Raw genomic sequence first — 23554 nt, 5'->3', positions numbered from 1 at the left:
CGGATGGGAGTTTGAATCTGGTATTCAAGCCTGTCAGCCGCAGGCTTGCCCTGGTTGTTGATGATGAACCCATCAATTGTGTGATCATGCAGTCCATCCTTGAAAAGATGGGTTTTGAAACAGCAATTGCTCATGATGGTTATGAAGCGATTGAGGCATTTGAACTGCTGGCTCCGGATTTTGTTTTCATGGATGTCATCATGCCACATATGGATGGTCGAGAAGCTGCGCGCTGCATCAAGTCCATGACCAGCGGTCGTTTTACGCCGATAGTTTTTCTCACTGCATTGGATGATCCAGAAGAAGTGCATGCTTGTATTGAGGCAGGTGGTGACGACTACTTAAGCAAACCGGTCGACCCCAGGTTACTCAGGACAAGAATCTACTCGCTGGAACGCATCCGAAGTCTTTATCAAAAATTGAGCCGCCAGCACGATGAGTTATTATTTAAGATTGCTGAAGAACAAGAAAATGAGGCGCTGGCAAATCGTGTTTTCCTGCATGCGGTTTCAGCACATAATGAACCAATCAGTGGGCTGGATTCATACAGTCGCCCTGCATCATGTTTCAGTGGTGATCTTGTATTGAGCTGTCGTTTGGGTCAAGGCGGCATAAGGGTTATGCTGGGCGACTTCACCGGACACGGTCTGGCTGCTGCCATAGGTGCTTTGCCAACCAGCGAGTTGTTTCATGCCATGACTCGCCAGGGCAGATCGATCCCTGAATTATTGACTGAATTAAATCATAAATTATGTCGAATTCTGCCAGATGATCGATTCATGGCAGCTGTTTTAATTGATATTGATCCTGTGAAAGGCGAGTTTTGTTATTGGTCTGGCGGGATGCCACCTTTTGTTTACAAGTCAAAAGATCAACTGATTTATCATTCATCTTCTGGTCTTCCTTTGGGGATCCTGGAAAATTATGACTTTGTATCAGAAGTGGGGAGCGGGCGGCTTACTGATATCGAACGCATACTGCTGATGAGTGATGGCCTGCTTGATGTACGAAATCAAGAGGGTGCGACGTTTTCATCATGTGGGTTTAAAGACCTTATGGATAGCTGGGCAAGTAACGATGGTTTTTTTTCTGCTCTGGATGAACGTCTGGATCAGCACTGCCAGAATCGATTGCCTGACGATGATGTTACTTTGGTTAGTATTGATTTAGAAAAAGCGCTTGCAGTACTGAATGTGTCCAGCGATCAGTCTGCGGACCTGTCACCGGAACCTGAAGGTTGGGAGTGGGCTTTGGCAAGCGGGGGTGGGTATTTACTGGATCATTCGGAAGTGATCACAGCGCTGACCGATACAAAATACCTGCAAGACTGGCCGGCTGAACAGGCTGAGCGACTTCAGACCCTCTTTGGTGAGCTATACAATAATGCCATTGAGCACGGTTTGTTTGGGCTGGACTCCTCGCTGAAAAGTACCCCTGATGGGTTTCACCTTTATTATGAAAAGCGACAAGCCCTGTTTGATGATCCACCCCCGGGCCAGATACGGATTCAGATGACTTTTCTTCCCCGGCAGCAAGGTGGTTGCCTCAGGTTGGTGGTTCAGGACCCGGGCAAGGGTTACGACCTGACCCGGTTATCCGAGCTGGAGCAGCATGATGACCCTTCGCGCTTCTGGGGGCGTGGCATGCAGCTTGTCAGAAGTCTTGCGGACAACCTCATCATTCATCCACCGGGTAACAGGGTTGAAGCCGAGCTACGCTGGTGACATAGCCCGGTTTGAGAAGGGTCAGTCAGTCATCAGACTTGCCCTGCCGACAATCAGTGGGTCAATACCGCCGATGGTTTCCAGATCGCGGCCGGTATCAGTTGTGTCGTCGGTGGCAAGGGTTATTCTGCTCCGATCACCTTTGATCGTAAATCTTCTCCGTTGTTAAAAAAAAGCCTGCCATGGGGCAGGCTAAAGTCAAGCAGGAGGGGGTTAAGGTTGGTGCTTGAATACCTTGAATTGTTTACGTAACTCATCGATGACTTGTGTTGTGTCCTGTACATGACGGCTGGCAATCAGTGCCTGTTCAGCCTGAGCGGCATTGCTATCGGCAAGGTTGGCGATACCCTCAACGGTTTCGGCCACTTCACGGGCAGCCATGGCCTGCTCCTGTAACACCTGCTGGATATCCTGGGTGGCTTGAATGACCCGCTGTGTTCCCTGCTCAATTTCAGCGACAGACTGGCCGGCCTGGCGAGCTTTGGCAACACCTTCTTCAACCTGACTGACACTGGCCTGCATTTCTCTGGCGGCTGCATCGGTCTGTTGCTGGATCTGACTCACCATTTCCGAGATTTCAACCGTGGATTGAGCGGTGCGTTCTGCCAGATTACGCACCTCATCAGCAACCACAGCAAAACCGCGCCCATGTTCACCGGCCCTTGCAGCTTCAATCGCGGCATTCAGTGCCAGCAGGTTGGTCTGATCGGCAATATCACGAATGGTTGACACGATCTTGCCGATGTTGTCGGACAAGGCTTCAAGCTCACCAAGGCGCTTGGAGGAGTTTTGCACTGCAACAGCGATATGACGGATCTCTTCACTGCTGGCATATACGGCTTTGGAGCCGGCACTGGCAATCTTGCCGGCTGCTTCTGATGCAGCAAAGGCTTCGCTGGCGTTATGCCCAATCTGCTCAACAGATGCAGTAAGCTCCTCCAGTGCTGCAGCCATGCTGGCTGAGGCGTTGGACTGCTCCACGGCACCCCGTGAAGTCTCTTCGCTGGCCCCCAGCATTTCCACAGCGGCAACATTCAGCTCACGTGCCGACTGAGTCATCTGAAAAGCAATTTCATAAAGACGGTTGCGCATGATCATCACGGCATTAAAGACATTGCCTATTTCATCATGTTTGCCAACCGGAGCCTCCCCTACAAGGTTACCTGAACCAATTTCCAGAGCCACCCTTCTCAGTTTGTCCAGCCGATGGGAATTGCTTCTCAGCACCATGAATAGCCATAGCAGCGCTACACCGCTCACAAGGCCCAGCTTGATCAGCAGGGTGGTGATGACTGCCTCAATGGCAGGATCTGTCACCTGCAGGTATTGCCAGCTGGCCAGTATGGCCAGAATGATGACCATCAGGAACATGGGCAGCATGGCTGTGGTGGTCAGACTGAGGTTGATGTATGCATCTCTCAAGCGCGACCCGAAACCGGATAACACATAACCACCGGACAGACGAATGCGTTTGCCCTCGCGCATTTCACGGTAGAGTTGCTCTGCTGCAGTCACCTCCTCACGGGTGGGTTGCAGTCGAACACTCATGTAGCCACCATCCGGCCTTGGGCTGGCAGTGGCCTTGACCCAGTAATGATCACCATTCTTGCGGCGATTCTTGACCATGCCTTGCCAGGCACGGCCAGCTTTCAGAGTGGTCCACATGTCGCGAAAGGCTTCCGGTGGCATGTCCGGGTGGCGAATGATGTTATGAGGCTGCCCAATCAGTTCTTCACGCGTGAACCCGGCGTATTCAACAAACTCATCGTTGACGTAGGTGATTCGGCCCTTGGCGTCGGTGTGGGAGATGATGGCGCAGTCCGGGCGTACAGGAAAATCCTTTTGGGTAACAGGTTGGTTATTCTTCATGGCCGGGTCACTCCAGGTCATTTTATGTAATGAAAGTAACCTATCATTACATATTGCCTGTATAAAGCTGGTAAAAGGCCAGTGTCGGTAAAACTACCTGTGTGGTGATACATTGTTGATACATTCTGCTAAAAATCTGGTGAGCCTCGTCAAATGTATCAACAATCTATCATTTGTTTGGTTCGGGTCCTTGGTTTAGCCCAGTTTTAAAACTTGCGGTGTGTGCAAGTACCTATAATCTTACAATTCTTTCACATCTTTTTCTCAGGAAGGCCAGCAGGTGGAATCTCCCGAATACTACCTTAAGCAATTGCATCAACAGTTTTTATCTGGCTTGCCTGGTCGGCAGGCGCAGATCTTGCTGTTATCCGATTGCCTGGAAAACCCTTGCTTGCAAGCAGGTGAGATTGGACAGCTGCATCTGCAGGTGCATGGTCTGGCGGGAACGGCAGCCACCTTTGGCTTGGTCGAGTTGGCAGCTTTTGCCGGAAGGGCAGATGTACTGATGAGCCAGTTGGTCGAGCAGCTAAAGGCTGATCAGGCCGCTGACCGAAGCCTTCTTGAGCAGTTGTCGGCTGCATTGGTGGACCTGGATCTGGCGTTGCAGGATGCATCCAGACCTGTTGCAAAGCCGCTTCTTCCTGTGCCTGAAGAGAATGACGATTTCAAGCCGGTGACGGCCCGGCCACCTGTTGTCTTGCTGGTGGATGATGATCCGGATCAGGTCGCCCTGCTCAAGCTGAATCTGGAGGCTGGAGGGTACTGCGTGGAGGTGGCTGCGGATTACCCGGCCATTTTGCAGGTTGTTGCCAGAAGGGGTAACCCGGATGCCATCATCATGGACATGGTGTTTCCGGAGGATCCACTGGCGGGGGCTGGTTTCATTCAGCAGCTTGCTGTGGACCTGGAGCAACCCGTGCCGCCGATGGTTGGCCTTTCCAGTCGTCAGGATCTGGATGCACGTCTGGCTGCTTATCGTGCCGGTGCTCGCCATTATCTCACCAAACCGGTGAACACAGAGCACCTGATAACCTTGCTGGACAAGGCAATTGGGCGCGTTGCCCAGTCGCCCTATCGTGTCATGGTGGTGGACGATGATCCTTTAGTGCTGGAGGTTCAGGCATCCGTGTTGCGCTCTGCAGGCATGCGGGTGACAGCACTCCAGAACCCGGGTGAAACCCTGATGCAGTTGCATGTGACCCAGCCGGATGTGTTGCTGCTGGACATGCACATGCCAGGCATCCAGGGTTATGAATTGGCGGCAATGGTGCGTGATGATCCACGTTATTGCCAGTTGCCGATCATTTTTCTGTCTGCCGAGTCAGACCGGGATCGGCAGTTGTTCGCTCTGCAGCAGGGGGGCGATGATTTTCTGGTTAAGCCCACACTGCCACAGCACTTGATTGAACTGGTCAGCATGCGTGCTGCACGTGCCCGGCAGCTTACTGATGCCCAGGCCCGCTTGCAGAAAACGCTGTATGAGCGTGAACGAGAGCATCTGGCATTGAACCAGCATGCAATTGTCAGCATCGCTGATCGGGCAGGCAATATCACTTACGTGAATGACCTGTTCTGTGATGTCAGTGGTTACAAGCGTGGTGAACTGTTGGGCCAGAACCATCGGTTGCTCAAATCCGGCCAGCACCCGGAAAGCCTGTACAAGGAACTCTGGGCCACCATCAGCTCTGGTCAGGTGTGGTTCGGTGAGATCTGCAATCGCCGCAAGGATGGCAGTTTCTACTGGGTGGAATCCACCATCACACCTTTTATGGATGCCGAGGGAAAACCTTATCAATATGTTTCCATCCGCACGGACATTACCCATGTCAAGGCGGTTCAGGAGGAGCTGAAAGCTTCACATGACGAGATAAATCATGCCAGGGAGCGGTTACGCCGTGGACAGTTGTTTGCCAATATAGGTACCTGGGAGTGGAACATATCCGATGGAGCACTCTTCTGGAGTGAGCGCATTGCGCCGCTGTTTGGTTACCCGGATGGTGAACTGGAAACCAGTTACGACAACTTCCTGGCGGCGATTCATCCTGAAGATCGTGCCAAGGTGGTGGCAGCAGTGGATGCCTGCCTGAAAGGTGAAGCGCCTTATGACCTGGAGCATCGGGTGGTGTGGCCAGATGGCACTGTGCGCTGGGTCTCCGAGCGCGGGGCGGTGGAGCGGGATGACAGTGGCAACCCGCTGCGCATGACCGGGGTGGTGCAGGATGTGACGCATCGTGTGCTGGCGGAGGAAAGGTTGCGCGAATCAGAAGAGGAGTTGCAAGTCTTTCGCCGCATGGTGGAAGTGGCTGATCAGGCCATTCGGGTATCCGGCAGTGATGGTCGCATCCAGTACGTCAATCCGGCTTACCGGGCCTTGCTCGGCTACAAGGAGGATGAGCTGATCGGTCAGGATTTTGCCCAGGTCGCTGCCGCACCGGACGAGCATCCCCTGGTGGCCAGCATTCTGGACGAATTGAAAAAAGGTAAGGGTTGGCAAGGATTGATCCGGCTGCGGCGCAAGGATGGCAGTGAGTTTTACAGCCAGAGCAACATTGGTGGCATCCTCGATCCTGCAACAGGAAAGCTGCTGCACAGCTTCAACATTTTTACCGATCACAGTGAGGAGCTGACACGTCAGCAGGCGCTTCAGGCGGCCGTGCAGGAATCCGAGCGGGCCAATCAGGCCAAGTCCGAGTTTTTATCCAGCATGAGCCATGAGCTGCGCACGCCGATGAATGCCATTCTCGGTTTTGCCCAGATGCTGGAGTATGACGAAGCCCTGGATGCTGATCAGCAGGAAAACGTGCATGAAATCCTCAAGGCGGGTCATCATCTGCTGGAGCTGATCAATGAAGTGCTGGATCTGGCCCGGATTGAATCCGGGCGCATGACCCTGTCCCTGGAGCCAGTGGAAGTGCAGGCCGTGATGGATGAGTGTTGTTCATTGATCGGCCCGCTGGCAGTTAAAGCGGGCATTCAGCTGCTCCCGGTGGAGACCACCGAGGCAGTGGTGGTGGCCGATCGAACCCGCTTCAAGCAGGTGCTGCTCAACCTCTTGTCCAATGCAGTGAAATACAATCGCCCCGGTGGCACTGTGCAGCTGCTTTGGCAGCAAAGTGCTTCCCGGCAGTGCTTTGAACTGCAGGTCAAAGACACTGGGCGCGGCATTGCAGCAGAGGATCTGGAAGTATTGTTTGAACCTTTTCATCGCCTGGGAGCTGAAACTTCCGAGGTGGAGGGGACCGGCATCGGGTTGACCATCACGCGGCGCATCATGGATTTGATGGGGGGGAGCATCCGGGTGGAAAGTCAGCTGGGCATCGGTAGCAGTTTCATGCTGCAGTTGCCATTGCTGCCTGCTCAGGATGCTGCCCTGGATGATTCGCTGGCCCCGAAAGCCTTGCCGGATACCCATGGCTCCTGCTCAGGGCAGCGCGTGCTTTATATTGAAGACAATGCCACCAACCTGCGACTGGTTCGCAGCATTCTGGCGCGGATCCCCAACCTGCAACTGCTGGAAGCCCATCAGGCAGAACTGGGCCTGGAGTTGGCACTGGCTCATCACCCGGATCTGATCCTGCTGGACATCAACATGCCCGGCATGGATGGCTACGAGCTGTTGCGTGTCATCCGCCAACACCCTGAACTGAAACACCTGCCGGTGATTGCCGTCAGTGCCAATGCCATGCCTAAAGACATTGAGCGTGGTAAACAAGCCGGTTTTGTTGAATACATCACCAAACCCATTCAGGTGCAGTCATTCATTGCATCGGTGCAACACTGGTTGCAGCCGTAGCGATTGCATCTGATTTCACTGACTTTACAGGACGTTTTGCAAGGAGAAACAAAATGGGGACATTAGCTGCCGAACGGCATCAATCCAATATCCTGATAGTGGATGATGAGCCTGCCAATCTGAGGTTGCTCGACAAGATGCTCGGCGGTCAGGGTTATGTGAATCGCATTCTGGTGCAAGATCCGCGCGAGGTACTGTCGAAATTTGAGCAGCAGCGTATCGATCTGGTGCTGCTGGACATCAACATGCCTCATCTGGACGGTTATCAGGTCATGGAGCAACTGATGGCGCTGGAACTGCCGCTGTTGCCGCCGATTGTGATTCTGACTGCCCAGAACAGCAAGGATTACCTGCTGCGGGCACTGGCCGGTGGCGCACGTGACTTCATCAGCAAACCCTTTGATCGTAATGAGTTGCTGATGCGTGTTCGCAACCTGCTGGATGCCCATCTGGCTCATCGCATGGTGCAGGATCAAAAGGCTGTACTGGAAGAAATGGTGGCCTTGCGTACGCGTGAATTACATCACACGCGTTTACAAGTCGTACAAAGGCTTGGTCGTGCTGCCGAGTATCGGGATGAAGAAACTGGTAGTCATATTCTGCGTATGAGTTATATCTGTGCGCTGTTGGCGCGTTCAATCGGTTGGAGCGATGACAAGTGCGACCTGATTCTGAACGCTAGCCCGATGCATGATGTTGGCAAAATCGCCATTCCTGACGCCATCCTGAAAAAGCCCGGACGCTTTGAACCTCATGAATGGGAAATCATGAAAACTCATGCTCATATAGGCGCTGAAATGCTGGGGGGGGATGATTCCGAGTTGATGGTGATGGCCAGGCAAATTGCCATCAGCCACCATGAAAAGTGGGACGGCACGGGTTATCCGCTGGGGCTGGCAGGTGAAGCCATTCCACTGGCTGCCCGGATTGCGGCACTGGCCGACGTGTTTGATGCCCTGACTTCAGTTCGACCCTATAAAAAGGCCTGGACGGTGGAGGCAGCCGTGGATTTGATCAGGCAAAACAGCGGCAAACATTTTGATCCGGCACTGGTTGAGGTGTTCTTGCAGCAGCTGCCGAAAATATTGGTGATCCGTGATACTTATCAGGATTGAGTCATGCCAGGACCCTAACATTGTTTGCTGGATCAACTGGCCGACGCATCAATAAGTAAAACCTGCCCCTTGCCAGCTTTTTTGGCTGCATACATGGCATGATCAGCTCGTGATAGCAGGGCATCATTGGTCTGTTCTCCGGGATTAAACAGCAAGGCACCAATGCTGGCTCCCATCTGAATGGTCTGGTTCATCAACGCCATGGGTTGGCTGATGGCATTCAGTAGGGTATCGGCCAGGTGTCTGGCCTGTTCCGCATTTGCTGGCTCATGCAGCAGAATGGTGAACTCATCACCACCCAGCCGGGCAGCAAAGTCCTTTTTCCCCAGCTGTTTGTTGATCCGCTGTGCCACCTGTTTCAGTGCCTCATCGCCTGCTTCGTGGCCCAGGGTGTCATTGATCGGTTTGAAACCGTCCAGGTCAATGAACATCAGCAGATGGGGGCGCTCGGCAGGCACCTGCTGGAGCTGATCCAGGGTTTGCTGGAAGGCGGCCCGGTTGGGTAGTCCGGTCAGTGGGTCATGCAGTGCCAGGTACTCGATCTGTTTGCGGGTTGCTTCCTCATCAGAAATGTCCTGTACCAGACCAATGAACAGGCTGTCTTGTGCCCGTTTGACTTCGGTGACAGACAGGCGCATCGGAAACAGTTCGCCATTCTTGCGTCTGCCCTGAACCTTGCGGCCCTGCCCGATGATGCGCGGTTGTCCGGTTTTAAGGTAGTTCAGCAGGTAATCATCATGTTTTTCAGCATGGTAGCTGGGCATCAGCTGGTTGACCTTCTGGCCGAGCATTTCTTTGGCACGGTAACCGAAAATGCGCTCGGCGGCCTTGTTGAACTTGTGGATGTGACCGGTCTGGCTGATAGTGATGATGGCTTCATAAACATTGTCCAGAATGCCCACCAGACTCTGTTGCAGTGTGGCGATGCGTTCAAAGGCTTTGATGCGGGCATCGAGTATTTCAAAGTCAATCGGTTTGAACAGGTAATCATCAGCACCGGCGGCCAGCCCCTCCAGCATCTGCTGCTTGGAGTCCATGGCTGTCATGATGATGATGGGCACCCATTGTTCGGGATTCAGGGCACGAATCTGACGGGTGGCTTCCAGACCATCCATTTCCGGCATGATGCCATCCATCAGCACCAGATCCGGTTGCTGTTCCTGATAGGCGGCCACTGCTGCGCGTCCGTCCATCACATGACGAACCTGATGCCCCAGTCTGTTCATCAAGGCAAGGATCGGGGCAGCGGTGGTTCTTGAATCATCGGCCAGGAGTATATTCATTGTTTTTGACTTTTTTATTCGGGCATTAAAGAAAGAGAGGCTCCAGCAACACCACCTGGTTACGTCCACTGTGCTTGGCCTGATACAAGGCTGTGTCGGCCTGGTTCAACAGGCTGTCCGCTGTTTCCTCGGCCATCGGCAGGGAGACAGCCCCCACACTGATGGTGACGTGGTCGGCCACTTCAGAGTGGGCATGGGGGTAGTTCATGGCTTCCACCGCCGCACTCAGGGCTTCGGCCACCCGTGCGACACCTTCGGCATCGGTTTCCGGCAGCAGTACGGCAAACTCTTCACCCCCATAACGGGCCAGCAGGTCACCGGGGCGCTGGATCACCTGTTGCAGGGCAGCCGCCACCCGGATCAGGCACTCATCACCCTTGCCATGGCCGTAGTGGTCGTTGAAGGCTTTGAAGTAGTCGATGTCCAGCATCACCAGCCCAAGGGGTTTGCCATTGCGCTTCAGGCGCTTCATTTCACGTTGCAATGCCTGATCCAGATGGCGGCGGTTGGCGATCTGGGTCAGGCCATCGAGGTGTGACATGTCCTCGAGCAGGTCGGTTTTGACCTTCAGGCTCATGTGGTTGCGAATGCGTGATTTCACGATGTCCGGGTGGAAGGGTTTGCTGATGTAATCCACCGCGCCCAGATCCAGCCCTTTGGTTTCATCACTGGCATCATCCAGTGCCGTGATGAAAATCACCGGAATGCGGCTGGTGCCAGGGTTGTTTTTCAGTTTTCGGCAGACACTGTAGCCGTCCATGTCCGGCATCAGGATATCCAGCAGGATCAGGTCGGGTTGATTCTTGCCACGGGCAATGTCCAGTGCCCTGGCACCGCTGTTGGCCACCAGGATGGTGTAATCGGCTTTCAGCAGATTGGCCAGAACCTTGATGTTGGCCGATTGGTCATCCACGATCAGCAGGGTACGTTTCTGAATGGAGGGAGCTGCCACCGAGTTGGCCGGCTGGTGTTCATGAACCTGTGGTTCATCCCTGGCGGCCGGTGTCGGATCTGAGTGTGCAGTGGCCGAAGCGGCAGGCTGCGTCTTCAGCCAGACTTTCAGGTGATCAAACAATTGCTGGCCGGTGAAGGGTTTGCCGAGGTGATCGTTCATTCCGGCGGCCAGTGCCTTGTGGCGATCCTCGACCAGGGCCGCAGCGGTTAATGCAATGATCGGGATGTCGGAATTGAACTGACGCATGGCACGGGTGGCCTCATAACCATCCATCACCGGCATCTGGATGTCCATCAACACCAGATCAAAAGCCTCAGCCCGCACTTTTTCAACGCCCTGCGCACCGTCATCGGCCAGCGTGACGTGTAACCCCATCTGTTCCAGTTGGGATTGCACCACCTGCTGGTTGATGGGGTGGTCCTCAACCACCAGCACCCGCTGGCCGCAGAAGCACTCCAGCCGATCAGCGGATCGCGTCTGTTCTTCATGCAGGTGGCTGAGTGCGTTATACAGGCTGGAGCGATGCACGGGTTTGGGCAGGTACTCGATCGCTTCTTCAGTATAAAGCTGGATCTCGGACTGCTCATGGGCGGAGACCATCAGCATGGCCGGTAGCTGATGAATCAGTTCAGCCTCCTGCATCATCTTGCGAATGCTGCGCAGGGCACTCAGGCCATTGAGTCTTGGCATTTCCCAGTCCATCAGGACCACATCGTACACCTCACCCTGCTGCATCTGCTGACGGAACAGCTCAACGGCCTGCTGACCGTCTTCGGCTTCCTCAACCCGATAGTGCCAACCCTCCAGGATCTCCCGCAAAATCTGCCGGGCAATCGGTTGATCATCCACAATCAGGGCGCGACAGGAGCGCCCCTGGCAGGTCAGGGGTGGTTGACGGACGGCGTCGGCTTCTGCAGCAGATACTGAAGCCAGTGGCAGCAGCAGCTCAAACTCAAAACAACTGCCCACACCGGACTCACTGTCCAGGCGAATGCCTTCACTGCCCATCAGCTGCACCAGTCGCTGACTGATGATCAGCCCCAGACCGGTGCCGCCATGACGGCGGGTAATGGAGGTATCAGCCTGGCTGAAGGCCTGAAACAGCCTTTGTTGCTGTGCCGGTGTCATGCCAATGCCGGTATCACGGATGCTGAAGCACAGGCGAGCCACCAGCCCCTGCTGTTCCAGCAAGCGTATGTCCAGGGTCACGGCACCCTGCTCGGTGAACTTGATGGCATTGGCCATCAGGTTGGTCAACACCTGCGTCAGGCGCAGCATGTCACCCCGATACCATTCAGGAATGTCCTGCTGCAGGTGCAGGGCCAACTCCAGTCCCTTCTGGCTGCTGGGCAGGGCAAACAGGGTGGCCAGGTGCTTGACCACTTCATCGAGCTGAAAAGGAACGGCTTCTGTTTCCATCTTGCCGGCTTCAATCTTGGAAAAGTCGAGCAGGTCGTTGACGATGCCAAGCAACAGGGTACCGGAGCGGTGAATCTGTTCGTTGCGCTGCTGGATGTGCAATGGTAGTGATTCTTCAAGCTGCAGTTCACTCAATCCGATGACAGCATTCAGGGGCGTGCGGATTTCGTGGCTCATGTTGGCCAGAAACTCGGATTTGGCCTGGTTGGCCGCTTCTGCGGCTTCCTTGGCTTGCACCAGTGAAGCCTGATGGCTTTCCCTTTCCCTGTAGAACTCGGTCAGATCCAGAGCTGCAGTCGCTAAATAAGCCGGTTCACCTTTCTCGTTGTGCATCAACATGCCACTCATCAGCATGGGAAAGGCTTGTCCTGTGCGGTCACAGTGCCAGACTTCGGTGGGAGAAAACTGCCCTTGCTGTTGCAGGGTATTCAGTAATGCATGCACTGCATCCATCTGTTCGGGCGCATGAAAGATGGATAGATGCTGCCCGGTCAGCTCGGTCGGGGTATAACCATGAGCACGGGCAAAAAAAGGGTTGACGTAGATAACCTTGCCATCCAGATCAGCAATGGCGTTGCCATACAGTGCATGCTCGGAGATGGCTTTGAAACGGGTGGCTTCCAGCTCCGCTTTGCGGCGTTTTTTCATCAGCCAGATCAGTGCCAGCAGGATGCTACCCATTGCAGCCAGCGATGCGGACAAAAGCAGGATGATACGGCGACTCAGCCGCTGTGCCTGCTCGGTTCGTGTTTCAACCAGCGCCTCCAGTCGCTGCTGGTAATGCCATAAACCATGCTCCAGATTGCGGCCGGGAGTGATGTCATGGATCACTGACAGCAGCAGGGTGCGGCCCTGATGCTCATAAGGGTGGCTGTAAACCTCTACGGTGCGTATGTCACCGTTGGCCAGTCGGTGACGGAAGATAAAATAGTTGCGCCCTTCATCTGCTGCCAGGCGACGCTCCTCAGCCAGCTGCTCCGCACTCAGGGTGTTGATGTCCGCAATGTTCATGCCCTGCAGAACATTGGCAGGGTGGCCATAAAACTGCACGGCAGCAGGATTAGCTTCCGTGATGCGCCCGTTGGCCGGGTCGATCCACAGCATGGGCAGGGAGTGGTTCTGAAAAAAGCTGTCCAGGTTCGGCGAGGAGGCGTTTGCCGGTGCTGGCACCCAAGCCAGCAGCAGACTGGCAATCAGGGTGGCGCAGAAACCCTGGGTCAAACGATCAATGACAGCACTCATGGCTGTTTACTCATGACAGTGGTATTGGCCGGTGGGTGTTCAAGTTGTTGCATGATGCTGATGAGCAGTTGTTCGGCTTGTGCATAGTGAAAGCCATCCAGTGCCCGAATCAGTTGTTGCCAGGGGTGTTGCTGGGATTCGGGAAATTGTTTTCCCATGGCTTCCAGTAATTGGTCATCCAGATACATGTTGTTGTGAATGGCTTTTTGCAGGGCCAGCAGGGTTTCAGCAAGGGTGGGTTGCTGGGTTTCTGTGGCCTGGGGGTCTGATGATTCGACCGTTACTGCAGTGGTTTCCATGGCTGGCGAAGCGGAGCCGTTGTGCAGCCGGTGCGTATTGATGGCATCTCGCGTCTGCTTCAGGCTGGTGGCAAATGCCAGAATCATGGACTCAGGCGGTTGCTGGGCTTGTTTCAGGCGAAGGTCCAGCTCGGTGGCGCAGTGTGCCAAGTGTTTGAGCGCCAGATAACCGGCGACACCTTTCAGGGTATGGGCTTTTTTCTGAGCCGTTGCATAGGCTTCAGGCGGGCTGTCTGGCTGAAGCTGCTGCAGTTGCAGCACCAGTGGCAGGTAGTCCGCTTCAAGCTGCTCCAGGAATTGCCCCAGGAGTTTGTTGTAAAGCGTGTTGTTGCCGCCCAGCATCACCAGTCCGGCAGTGGTATCCAGGAACGCTGGTTGTGTTGTGGACTCTGCTGGCACAACCGGTGTCGGTGATGGCCTGTCTGAAGCTGTATCCGCTGTCAGCCAGCGTGCCAGCACCTGTTGCAGGGCATGGGTGTCGATGGGTTTGGCCAGATGGTCGTTCATGCCACTGGCCAGTGCCTTTTGCTGATCCTCGATCATGGCCGCTGCGGTGAGGGCAATCACTGGCAGGGTGTGGCCTGCTTGACGCAGTTGGCGAGTGGCTTCATAACCGTCCATCACCGGCATCTGGATGTCCATCAATACCAGATCAAAGGTTTGCTGGCTTAATCTTGTCAGTGCTTCAGCACCATTTTCAGCCAACACCACCTCCATGCCCATTTGTTGCAGCTGCGCCTGGGCAACCTCCTGGTTGATGGGGTTATCCTCAACCAGCAGCAAGCGTCCTTTCAATTGCAGCAGGGTGTCATGCAGTTGATGGTGTTGGTTGCTGAGTAACTGTTCTTCCGCGCTGGAGCAGGGTTGCAGTGGCAGGGTGAAGCTGAAGCTGGAGCCGACACCCAGATGACTGACCAGTTGAATGCCCTGGCCACCCATGGCATTGACCAGACGCTGACTGATCACCAGCCCCAGCCCCGAGCCACCGTGCTGACGCGTGATGCTGCTGTCGGCCTGGCTGAATGCCTTGAAGAGTTTTTGTTGTTGGTCTGGGGTGATGCCGATGCCGGTATCCTGAATCTGAAACAGCAGTGTTTGTTTACCGTCTTTGTCGAACTGCTGACTGACCAGTAGATCGACCTGTCCTTGATCTGTGAATTTGATGGCATTGCCCAACAGGTTGGTAAGCACCTGACGCAAGCGCAGCTCATCTCCGATCCAGGCGTTATGTGAAAGGGATCGTGCGCTGATCTTTAGAATCAGGCCTTTTTCGCTGGCCATCTGTGTAAACAGGCTGTTCAGGTTGTCCAGCAGGCTGGGCAGGAAAAAAGGTTGCAGGTCAATGCTCAGCTTGCCCGCTTCAATTTTCGAAAAGTCCAGGATGTCATTGATGATGCCGAGAAGTGTACGACCAGACTGGTTGATTTTGTACAGACGGTCTTGTAAAACATCATGACTGTGTTCGTTGACACTGAGCTGACTGAGACCAATGATTCCGTTCATCGGCGTGCGGATTTCATGGCTCATGTTGGCCAGAAACTCGGACTTGGCACGATTGGCTGCATCAGCTGCTGCCTTGGCTTCCAGGATGGCTGTTTCAGCCCGTTTGCGTTCAGTGATATCGGTAAAGCTGGTGACGGACACCTTGCTGCCATTGCTTTCGAACAGTGGGGCACTCACGACCTGAACAACAATGATGCGACCATCCTTGCACTGAAAGGTTTCCTCACCATTGAACACCTGGCCCTTGCGGATGGTGCTGAAGATCGGGCACTGCTGCAGTGGGAGGTGTTGATTACCGACATGGGCGTGAAAGATGTCATGCCCGATCTTGCCAATCAGCTCGTCCTTTTGGTATCCCAGCATGCGGCAGGCTGCCGGGTTGATGTCAGTGATTAAACCTTGTTCATTAAGGGTATAAAAACCTTCCCCCATGACGTCATAAACAAACTGGATGCGTTTTTGCTGGGTCTGGCTTGCTTCCAGCATCTGGATTTTGCCCAGCGCCAGTTCAACCATTCGGGCAATGGACCCTAAAAAAGCCTGTTCTTCAGCTGCAAGTGCTATGGGTTCGGCCACCCAGTTAAATACCAGTAGCTGGTAACCCTGATCGGTGAAGCGGAATGGAAGCCAGCAGAGGGTTTTGATAGCCATTTGCTGGTGCAGGACTTCCGCTGAGCCATCTTGCATCAGCACGGGATGAGGTTGGCTCTGATGGCTGACCAGCCATTGTTGTTGATGACGCATCAGAGTCACACCGGCTTCAAAAACAGCTAGCGGGTAGGTGCCGATAGAGGATGTCAGCTTGGGTAAATCAGGGTTCAGCCATTCTTGCAGGCCATGAATCAGCTGTTTTTCAAAGTTGACGTCATAAACCAGTGCCCGATCAGCTTGCAAGGCCTGTCCCATGTGCTGGCAGACTGCATCAAGAATGCCATCCACGTCCTGGTGCTTGGCAATCGCCAGTGCTATCTGATCCAGGGCATGGCGCTGTCGGCTGATTTTTGCTTCCAGTTGCCGGGTGCCCAGTTCAGCATTTTTTTGCTGGGTAATGTCGCGGTCACTGCCCTGATAGCCGATCAGGAGACCATTTGTATCCAGGATTGGAAAGCCGTTGGTGGTGACCCAAAGCAGATGACCATCCTTGTGCAGAACTGGGTTTTCAAAATCATTGATGGATTGGCCTGCTGCAATGATGGTGAAAGCTTGTTCAATAAAGTGTTCACGATCTTCGATCGGGTGAAGTTCGTAAAAGTGTTTCTGACCGATCAGCTCATCCGGATCATAACCCCAGACATCTCTGCACACCGGGCTGACGTAGGTATAGAGCCCCTTGGCATCCATTTCCCAGGTGACGGTTCGACTATAAGCAGCCAGTTGACTCAGGCGCTGTTCACTTTCACGCAGCTCCGCCTCTTTTTGTTTCAGGCTGCTGATATTGATGTGGGTGCCCATCATGAAAATGGGCTTACCCTCAACACTCAATTCGGTAACCTTGCCACGGCCTTGGATCCAGACCCAGTGGCCTGCTGCGTGCTTCAGACGGAATTGGACTTCAAACCCTTTGACCTGCTCAAGACAATGCATCACTTCAGACATCATTGGGCGAGTGTCATCCGGGTGCATCAGTTGCTGGAATTTATCCAGAGACACGGGAAACGCATCCGGTTCATAACCCAGTTGACGAAAAGCTTGAGAAGACCAGCTTACTTCGTTGGTCGTGAGATCCCAGCTCCACAGACCGGTATCCGTGGCTTCCATGGTGAGTTGAAAGCGGGTGCTGAGGTCTTGCAGGTGCAGTTCCTGCAACTTGCGATCAGTGATGTCATAAATGTAGCCGTTCCAGATGATGCTGCCATCATCGAGTCTGGCTGGTGTGGCTCGACCCTCCATCCAGCGCTCACCTTTTTTAGGATGCAGATATCGATAATCCGCTTCCCAGACCTGGAGTGTTGCAGCAGAAAGTATGATGCTCTGGTTGACTTGTTCCAAGTCATCCGGGTGCAGGCGCTCCAGCACTGGGCGGGCATCCTCGGCCACCTGCTCTGGTGTGAAACCGTAAACATCCAGCATGCCCTGGGTTGCATAGGAAAAACAGCTGCGACCGTCGCTAAACAGACGGTATTGGTAAAGAACGCCCGGTGTGTTTTCAGCCAGTTGATTGAGCAGTTCCTGTTGTTTGCCCAGGTCGTAATGCCGATGGATCACAGGTTGATTTTTCATGGCGCTGCCCTATCCTTAACTTTTATTGTTTGAAACCTGAAGCGCCCGGATCAAATTGAGTAGTTCCTGCTGTTTGATGGGTTTGCTCAGGTAGTCATTCATGCCTGCTTCCATGCAGGCTTCCCGGTCACCCTGCATGGCATTGGCCGTCATGGCGATGATCGGAATGCTTGGCAAGTCATTGGACTGTTCGTGTAAGCGGATCTTTCGCGTGGCTTCCAGCCCACCCATGACCGGCATCTGCATGTCCATGAACACCAGGTCAAAGTGCTCTGTCGCTTGTTGTCCGTCAGGGAACAGGCGGTTGAAGGCTTCCAGTCCATTGACGGCAATTTCAACCTGGCAACCCATTTTTTTGAGCAGCAGGGTGGCCAGCTTCTGGTTGACCGGGTTGTCCTCGACAAGCAATACGCAGGAACCTGAGGCGATTTGTTCTACTGGTGCAGCCGGTTTTGGGTCATCCAGGAGGGTGCCGTGTTGCTGTGGCTCCATGGCAGCACCCAAGGCGCGTTTGATCGCCTTGAGCAGGTCATTGGGCAGCACCGGTTTGGTCAGAAAGCCTTGAATGGCCAAGGGGCGGGCTCGCTCTGCATCAGATTTCAGCGGCCCTGAGGAGAGTATCAGCAAGGGTGTGGATTGCCATGCCTGCTGATTGCGCAACCACAGGGTCAGATCCAGACCATCCATTCCCGGCATGTGTTGATCCAGCAGGAACAGGTCTGGCTTCAGAGTGCCAGCTTCCAGCAACTGCTGCGCGGTTGCAGCGGAGTCAGCCTGGTGTACCTGCATCTGCCATTGCTGTAACTGGCGTGACAATATGGTGCGGTTCACGGGGTGATCATCGACCAACAAAACGCATTTTCCAATCAGGAACTCAGTGTTGACTGGTACTTTGGGCATGGGATCCAGCGCCAGTACCAGGGTGAACTGGAAGGTGCTGCCCTTGCCTGGCTCACTGACTACGGACATGCGCCCCCCCATCAGCTCCACCAGCTGACTGGAAATGGATAGTCCCAGTCCGGTGCCACCGTATTGCCGAGTGGTGGAAGTGTCTGCCTGGGAGAAGGCTTCAAAGATGTGGTCCAGCTTATCTGCCGGAATGCCAATGCCTGAATCCTTGACTGAGAACATCAGGGTGGCATGTTGCTGGTGTTTCTGTTCCACATCCAGGGTGATGGTGATGTCTCCCTTTTCAGTGAACTTGATGGCATTGCCAACCAGATTGATCAGCACCTGTCTCAGTCGGGTTGGGTCTCCAAGCACCTGCTCTGGAACCTCTGGGGATAGGTCGCAAATGACCTCCAGACCTTTTTCATGTGCCTTGCTGCTCAGGGTTTTCAGGGTTTCTGCAACGGTTTGCGGCAGGTTGAAGCTGACCGTTTCGAGCAGCAGTTTGTTAGCTTCGATTTTTGAGAAATCAAGGATGTCATTGAGAATACCCAGCAGTGATTCTGCTGAGTTGCGGACAATTTGCAGGTACTCCTGCCGCTCAACTTCGCTGTCGGTATCCATCGCCAGGCCTGTCATGCCGATGATACCGTTCATGGGCGTTCTGATTTCATGGCTCATGTTGGCCAGAAAATCGGATTTGGCCTGATTGGCGGCTTCAGCCGCAGCCTTGGCTTGCAGGGCTTGTTCTTCAATGGCCTTGCGCTCGGTGATGTCCGTGCGAATGCCGATATAGCGCTCGGGGCGGCCTTTGCTGTCGAGAAAGGGCACGATGGTGGCAGCCACCCAGTAGAAATCACCATTTTTGCAGCGGTTGCGGATTTCACCGGACCAGACCTTGCCGGATGCAATGGTTTGCCACATGTCCTGAAAAAATTCACGTGGGTGAAGTCCCGAATTAAGCAGCCGGTGATTCTGTCCGATCAGTTCGTTGCGAGTGTAACCGCTGATGTTGCAGAAGCGCTCATTGGCTTCGAGGATGTCGCCCCTGGCATCGGCAATACTGACAATGGCATGCTGATCCAGGGCAAAAATCTGGTTTTCAAGATCCTTGCGTGCTTCCTGCATCTGATTGAAAGAGCGCTTTGAGTGCATCAAGGCACGGCGTACACCCAGCATGCTCAGCCAGGCAATGACCAGTAGTAAAACAATCAGCAGACCGGAAGCATAGGCTGCATTTCTCAGGCCTGCATTCAAACCGGCAGTGGTTTTTTCCAGTGAGCGCTGTACCTCAAGAACACCTCTTACGTCACCTTCTTTCCAGTCCGTTTTTGGGGAGCCGGGGTAGGCGTTATGGCAAGCCACACAGTTTTCCTGCATGCGATCGGACTGGGCATAACGCAGGTAGGCCTGGCCTTTGATTGTTTCGATGCGAACAAAGGGTGTTTGCGGATCCTGCTCCAGTGCTTTCAGGGCTTGCTGCTGGAAGTCGTCCAGAACCAGTGCTTCCCGGAAGGGGAAGGGATGAGCGCTGAATAGCCGAATGTTGAAGCCTTCCTCCTGCTGGCCGACAAATTCACTGAAGTTGAGGGTGAAGGTGGCTGGCAGGGGGAGTGCTCCGGGGATATCCCGGTAGGCATGGGTGATGATCATGCCACTTTCACTGGCACGTGGCACAATTTCGGTGGTGTAGAAGTTTCTGAACTGAGTTACTGAAGCCGCAAACAAGCGGGCGTCTTCGATCAGATCCTGTGTCTGATTTTTTTGCATTTGCTGAGAAATGAACCAGAGCATACCGCCTGCACCAAGTGTCAGGGCCAGGGCGAGCGCAGGTAACAGTACCTTGGGGAGCCACCGGTACAAAAAAGTGGTCAAGGTCCTGATTTCAGTTTTGCTCTTGACGGGCGAAGCCTGCATATGGCGATAATCCCTGTTGCGAAAACGGGTTTGTCCTTGTGTGTCAAACCTGATTTTTCAGTCACTTGGCAACCCTAACACAAGCCATGCCGTGCAGGTGTTGATCCCGCCAAAGGACAAGTATTATTTTGACATCTAGTGATACATTCTTGATACATTCTGTTTCTTTTTCGGGTCCGGGGTGAATTTTTCGCATGACTTTCCAGGGAGTCAGATGGTTTTTTAACCGCTGTTTCGCTTTGCCTCAGCGGGTTGGTCTGTTACCTAACCTGACAGGGCTTTTAATCGGCACGGTTTTTTTTGCCTTTTCCCTGACGCCTTCACTGTTACCCAGGCCCATCCTGATTCAGGGGGTGTTGTCCGGACTTTCCTTTTCAGCCGGTTATGGTCTGGGGAGCTTGCTGGTGTGGCTCTGGTCCTACTTGCAGCTGCCGAGCCTTCATCTGCGCTGGGCGCGGGTCATTCAGGCCGTGGCCAGTGTGTTGTGCCTGTTGTTTGTGCTGCGTTTTGCCTGGCAGGCCGCTGAGTGGCAAAACGCCCTGCGCAGCATGATGGGGTTGGAGCTGTTGACCGCCAGTCAGCCGTTTTACCTGGGCCTGATCGTGACGCTGGTGTTTCTGCTGGTGCTGGCGCTGGCGCGGTTGTTCAACTGGATCATGCATGCACTGGCGGCTCGCTGGCAGCGTTATGTGCCGCTTCGCATCTCATATCTCACCAGCTTTCTGGTGGTGGTGCTGCTGTTCTGGTCTGTGATCGACGGGGTATTGATCAACAGCCTGATGCGTACCGCCAACAACTCTTTTAAACAACTGGATGCACTGATTGACGATCATTTGCCACGCCCGACGGCGGCACGGCAGACCGGCAGCCATGCCTCATTGATCAACTGGGAAGAGCTGGGTCGGCAGGGGCGGCGTTTTGTGGCTGGTGGGCCGGGCGATGCAGGGTTGCGGGATTTTTTTGGTCAGGAAACAGCCGTACCGGTTCGGGTGTATGTGGGGCTGGCTTCAGCGGATACTCCGCAACAGCGCGCCGAGCTGGCCTTGCAGGAACTGAAACGCACCGGTGGTTTTGAACGTTCGCTGTTGCTGCTGATCACCCCGACCGGAACCGGCTGGATCGATGCCTCATCCATCGACACCCTGGAATACCTGCATCGGGGGGATGTGGCCAGCGTGGCAGTGCAGTATTCCTACCTGAACAGTCCGCTGACCATGATGACCAATCAGGCTTATGGTGAAGAAACGGCCAGATCAGTGTTTTCACGCATTTATGGGTACTGGCGTGAACTGCCGAAGGAAACCCGTCCACGCCTTTATCTGTCCGGGATCAGTCTGGGATCATTGAACTCGGACCGTTCGTTTGACCTGTTCGACATCATTGATGACCCGTTTCATGGTGCGCTGTGGGCCGGGCCACCCTTTCGCAGCAACACCTGGCGGCGGGTCACCGCCCAGCGGGATGAGGATTCACCGGCCTGGCTGCCCACCTTTCGGGGTGGATCGGTGATCCGTTTCATGAACCAGACCCGGGGCCTGGACCAGGCCACGGAAGCCTGGGGCAGTTTCCGCCTGGTGTACCTGCAATATGCCAGTGATCCGGTAACTTTTTTCAGCCCCGGCATTGCCTGGACTGAACCCGACTGGATGAAAGCACCCAGAGGCCCGGACGTATCACCGGACCTGCGCTGGTTTCCGCTGGTCACCATGTTGCAACTGGGTGCAGATACCATGTTTGGCATTGCACCCAAAGGCTTTGGTCATGAATATGCCCCGGCGCATTACATTGATGCCTGGCTCGGCCTGACCGAACCGGAAGGCTGGACTGAGCAGGATATCCAGCGACTGAAACAACACTTCCAGCCTGAAGGGCGTGAATAACCAGGGCGGGTCCTTACAGGCATCTGGCTGCACGCCTCAAGCGGTCATTCACGCCCAGCCATTCGGCTTGTTGTGGTGGTTGCTGGATCAGGATGCAGGACAGTCCGGCCTGATCCAGTGTGCGCAGGGCCGCATAAAGATTTCTGGCATAACCGGCAGCATCATCCGGCAGGCTTAACCATTGGCGATAAAAGGGTTGAGCCGGTTGGTTGATGGCCAGCACTCCGGTGCTGCCAGGCTCCCGGTTGATGAAGTCAGGTTGTTGCAGCTGCTGTTTTGTCACCAGGTAAGTGGCTGTGCGGGGGGCATAATGACTGTCCAGATTACCGGGTGCCCGAGGACTGCTGGCTGATGGGTGTGCAGCCAGTGGTCCGGTGATTGTTTCCAGCATGGCGGCGGTGATGCTGCCTGGGCGTAATACCTGGGGTGTTGGCCCGGTCAGATTGATGATGGTTGACTCAATGCCCAGATCGCAGGGGCCACCATCCAGCAGGTAATTGATTTGTCCCGACAGTTCATCCCGGGCATGTTGGGCGGTGGTCGGACTGATTCTGCCAAAACGGTTGGCAGAAGGCGCAGCCACACCGCGTCCAAAGCTTTGCAACAGGGCCTGAGCGACCGGGTGTGCCGGTACTCGCACGGCCAGGGTATCCTGGCCGCCGGTGACCAGTGGGTTGATCTGCGGATGACGTTTCAGAATCAGGGTGAGCGGGCCGGGCCAGAAGTCTTGTGCCAGCTGTTCGGCAATGGCTGGAATGTCCACCGCGTAATCATGCAATTGCTCGGCACTGGCCAGATGAATGATCAGGGGATGGTCGGCAGGTCGCCCTTTGGTACTGAAGATGCGTTGGACTGCTGCAGGATTGTGGCAGTCAGCGCCCAGCCCGTAAACCGTTTCGGTGGGGAAGACCACCAGCCCCCCCTGATGCAGGATTTCAGCGGCACGTTCAATTTTTTCCTGGCTGGGCAGGTTTTTTTCTTCCATTTCACGAACAAGTTGGATCATTTTGATTTTATTGTGGGTTTGTTGAAATTCAGGCAAAAAAAACGCCAGCAAGGTGCTGGCGAAGAGTGAGGCGAGCCTGTCAGAGCCTCGTTGATAGGGTCAGGCAACCTGACCCATCACAAGGTCCTGCGCCTCCAGCGAATAAATATGGTAAGCCTCCGGTCCAAACCCATCCACGGCAGAAGACAGGTAGCTGAAGTTGCGGGGAATGGCTTCGCCGGTGCGGAACACCCGCAGCTTCAACTGGACTTCGGGTAGAGACAGATCCAGAGGCACTTCAATCCAGACAAATACGGCCTTTTCAGTCACCAGGTATTCGCTGTGAACCAAACGGAAGCCTTTGCGAAGCTTCAGTGAGTTAAGGGCACCACCACATTCAAGACGGAATTTGTGAACAGTTTTCATACCCACCTCCGATTGCTCTAGTCGTGGGAGAAAAGT

11 protein-coding genes are annotated in these 23554 nt (G+C 54.4%); 4 read left to right on the top strand and 7 right to left on the bottom strand.

The genetic code is table 11. The features are described 5' to 3' along the window. The first annotated feature begins 11 nt into the window (after nt 1–11). A complete protein-coding gene (locus BT114_RS08195; protein ID WP_177247062.1) occupies nt 12–1724 on the top strand; it encodes an ATP-binding SpoIIE family protein phosphatase in 1713 nt (570 codons plus the stop codon). Nucleotides 1725–1937: 213 nt separating this feature from the next. Here BT114_RS08195 and BT114_RS08190 read toward each other — a convergent pair whose 3' ends face one another. Continuing rightward, nucleotides 1938–3593 carry a methyl-accepting chemotaxis protein gene (locus BT114_RS08190; RefSeq protein ID WP_177247061.1) on the bottom strand — a complete coding sequence of 552 codons (1656 nt, stop codon included), beginning with the start codon at nt 3591–3593 and terminating at the stop codon, nt 1938–1940. Nucleotides 3594–3984: 391 nt separating this feature from the next. Between BT114_RS08190 and BT114_RS08185 the strand changes: the two genes are divergently transcribed. Further along, nucleotides 3985–7386, top strand: a complete 3402-nt coding sequence (locus tag BT114_RS08185; protein WP_218163481.1) for a response regulator — start codon at nt 3985–3987, stop codon at nt 7384–7386. A 53-nt stretch (nt 7387–7439) separates the two neighbouring features. Beyond that, a complete protein-coding gene (locus tag BT114_RS08180) occupies nt 7440–8501 on the top strand; it encodes an HD-GYP domain-containing protein (RefSeq protein WP_072325877.1) in 1062 nt (353 codons plus the stop codon). Nucleotides 8502–8533: 32 nt separating this feature from the next. Here BT114_RS08180 and BT114_RS08175 read toward each other — a convergent pair whose 3' ends face one another. The 4 genes from BT114_RS08175 to BT114_RS08160 are packed head-to-tail and all read right to left on the bottom strand — an operon-like array spanning nt 8534 to nt 20080. Continuing rightward, entirely contained in the window at nt 8534–9784 is a 1251-nt protein-coding gene (locus BT114_RS08175; RefSeq protein ID WP_072325876.1) for a diguanylate cyclase domain-containing protein, read from the bottom strand. A 25-nt stretch (nt 9785–9809) separates the two neighbouring features. Beyond that, a complete protein-coding gene (locus tag BT114_RS08170; protein ID WP_072325875.1) occupies nt 9810–13400 on the bottom strand; it encodes a response regulator in 3591 nt (1196 codons plus the stop codon). Then, nucleotides 13397–17422, bottom strand: coding sequence for a PAS domain-containing protein (locus tag BT114_RS08165; RefSeq protein WP_072325874.1), 4026 nt, complete (start codon nt 17420–17422; stop codon nt 13397–13399). The genes BT114_RS08170 and BT114_RS08165 overlap by 4 nt, the downstream gene beginning before the upstream one ends. A 15-nt stretch (nt 17423–17437) precedes the next feature. Then, entirely contained in the window at nt 17438–20080 is a 2643-nt protein-coding gene (locus tag BT114_RS08160; RefSeq protein ID WP_177247060.1) for a response regulator, read from the bottom strand. Nucleotides 20081–20466: 386 nt separating this feature from the next. Here BT114_RS08160 and BT114_RS08155 point away from each other — a divergent pair, with 386 nt between their 5' ends. Beyond that, nucleotides 20467–22107 carry an alpha/beta hydrolase gene (locus BT114_RS08155; protein ID WP_072326022.1) on the top strand — a complete coding sequence of 547 codons (1641 nt, stop codon included), beginning with the start codon at nt 20467–20469 and terminating at the stop codon, nt 22105–22107. 13 nt (nt 22108–22120) lie between these two features. Here BT114_RS08155 and BT114_RS08150 read toward each other — a convergent pair whose 3' ends face one another. Beyond that, nucleotides 22121–23113, bottom strand: a complete 993-nt coding sequence (locus BT114_RS08150; RefSeq protein WP_218163480.1) for an L-threonylcarbamoyladenylate synthase — start codon at nt 23111–23113, stop codon at nt 22121–22123. Nucleotides 23114–23212: 99 nt separating this feature from the next. After that, nucleotides 23213–23518 carry a DUF7352 domain-containing protein gene (locus BT114_RS08145; protein WP_072325872.1) on the bottom strand — a complete coding sequence of 102 codons (306 nt, stop codon included), beginning with the start codon at nt 23516–23518 and terminating at the stop codon, nt 23213–23215. Nucleotides 23519–23554 lie beyond the last annotated feature (36 nt).

The sequence above is a fragment of the Marinospirillum alkaliphilum DSM 21637 genome, from assembly GCF_900119735.1.
GTDB lineage: Bacteria > Pseudomonadota > Gammaproteobacteria > Pseudomonadales > Halomonadaceae > Marinospirillum > Marinospirillum alkaliphilum.
This window is presented reverse-complemented; position numbering and strand designations above follow the sequence as displayed.